3 protein-coding genes are annotated in these 1,155 nt (G+C 67.9%); 2 read left to right on the forward strand and 1 reads right to left on the reverse strand.

Annotation, left to right across the window (positions count from 1 at the left end; genetic code table 11):
* Positions 1–188, forward strand: a 188-nt coding sequence (locus E1200_RS34555; RefSeq protein WP_207933676.1) for a hypothetical protein, incomplete at its 5' end; no start/stop codon positions are given.
* 93 nt (positions 189–281) lie between these two features.
* Here the strand turns inward: E1200_RS34555 and E1200_RS34255 are convergent.
* Positions 282–458: a hypothetical protein gene (locus E1200_RS34255; RefSeq protein ID WP_243709064.1), complete on the reverse strand. Its 177-nt coding sequence runs from the start codon at positions 456–458 to the stop codon at positions 282–284.
* A 48-nt stretch (positions 459–506) separates the two neighbouring features.
* Between E1200_RS34255 and E1200_RS33365 the strand changes: the two genes are divergently transcribed.
* Positions 507–1,155, forward strand: a 649-nt coding sequence (locus E1200_RS33365) for an alpha/beta hydrolase (protein ID WP_165950571.1), incomplete at its 3' end; no start/stop codon positions are given.

The raw sequence follows: 1,155 nt of genomic DNA on the forward strand, positions 1-1,155 counted from the left end.
TCACGCTCACGCACGAAACCTACGCCGGGAAGGTCACGAAGAGAAGCCGCGCCACAGGTCACCGGGCGGCGAGCAGGGCCGTCCCGGGCTTCTCGCCGCGCCGCATACCCGGCGGAATGCCAAAGACGACGCTGCCGGTGTGCTCGATAAAAGCGTTCAGCCGGTCGAACTCGGTCAGTTTGCGCTAGGTCCGGACGAACTCGCCGGGACCGCTCACGTAGGCGAGAACAAGAGCTCGGTGCCATAGGTATCGTGACCCACCGGAATGGACGGGCATGCCATCACCGGGGCGTCCCCGGCATGGGGGCGATGTGGCCGAGCAGCCCGAGCCTGGCGACGGTGAGCCCCAGCGGTGCGAGGACGGTGCTGAACTCGGCCTCGACCCGGCGCGCCAGCGAAAGCACGAAGATGGACGTGCTGGTGACCGGCGGACCGGGACGGTCAAAGCCGGTGGTCACCCCACCAGTCTCCCCCATCCGCCGACGCGCTCGACCGCCCTGCTGTCAGTGGCCTCGCCTAGCCTCACGAGGAACCTGGAGGTTGGGCATGTCCACATTCGCGTTAATCCACGGCGCCGGCGATGTCGGCTGGTACTGGCACCTGGTCGAGGACGAGCTGCGCGCACGCGGCCACGACACCGTCGCACCGGACCTCCCCTGCGACGACGACTCGGCGGGCCTGCCGGAGTACACGAAACCGTGGTCAGAGCCATCGGCGACCGGACGAACGTCATCGTCGTCGGGCACTCCTTCGGCGGTTTCACCGCCCCACTCGTCTGCGACCGAGTGGCGGCGAAGCTGCTCGTCCTGCTCACCCCGATGATCCCGCTCCCGGGCGAGGCACCGGCCGACTACTGGCCCAACACGAAGTACGAGGAAGGCGACTACGACGACACGATCGCCCTCTTCTACCAGGACGTCGCGCCGGAACTGGCCGCCGAAGCACTCAGCAGGGGACGAGACCAGTCCGAGGCCCGGATGAGCGAACCATCACCGCTCAAAGCATGGCCGGACGTCCCCACCCGAGTCCTGATAGGCCGCAACGACCGCCTGTTCCCCGCGGACTTCCTACGCCGCATCACCAAGGAACGCCTGAACATCGTCCCGGACGAGATCGACAGCGGCCACACCCCGGCCCTGAGCCGCCCCCAAGACC

The sequence above is a fragment of the Actinomadura sp. GC306 genome (assembly GCF_004348665.1).
In the GTDB taxonomy this organism is placed as follows: Bacteria; Actinomycetota; Actinomycetes; order Streptosporangiales; family Streptosporangiaceae; genus Spirillospora.